General features: G+C 76.4%; 1 protein-coding gene. It reads left to right on the forward strand.

Annotated features, from left to right (window positions below; genetic code table 11):
* Positions 1–115 precede the first annotated feature (115 nt).
* Positions 116–577, forward strand: a 462-nt coding sequence (locus J7523_RS20510; RefSeq protein WP_291890661.1) for a response regulator transcription factor, incomplete at its 3' end; no start/stop codon positions are given.

Consider the following 577-nt stretch of genomic DNA (forward strand, 5'->3'; position numbering starts at 1 on the left):
CGCCGGCGTCGAGCGCGACGAGTACGTCGTGCGGGCGCACCTGCCGTGGGCAGCCGGCGCCTGACAGGCCCGCGGACCGGCCCACGGTGCCGGTCGGGGTCGGTACGGTCGCCGCATGATCCGGGTGCTCGTGGTGGACGACGACCCGATGGTGCGGCGCCTGCTGCGCACCATCCTGCGACCCGACGACCTGGAGGTCGTCGGCGAGGCCGCCGACGGTGACGAGGCCGTCACCGCGGTGCACGCGCACCACCCCGACGTCGTCCTCATGGACCTGCGCATGCCGCGCGTCGACGGCATCCGCGCGACCGCGACCCTCGCGGCGCTGCCCGACCCGCCCGGCGTCGTCGCCATGACGTCGTTCGACACCGAGAGCGCGATCCTCGACGCCGTGCACGCCGGCGCCGCGGGCTTCCTCGCCAAGGACTCCTCACCCGAGGACATCGTCGCCGCCGTCCGAGCCGTCGCCGCCGGGGACGGCTGGCTCTCCGCGCGGGCCGCGCGCACCGTGATGACGCAGGTCAGCGCCGACCCCGCCGCGTCCGGGCGGCGCGACGCCCAGGAGAAGGTGCGGACC

The sequence above is a fragment of the Cellulomonas sp. genome (genome assembly GCF_017744555.1).
In the GTDB taxonomy this organism is placed as follows: Bacteria; Actinomycetota; Actinomycetes; order Actinomycetales; family Cellulomonadaceae; genus Cellulomonas.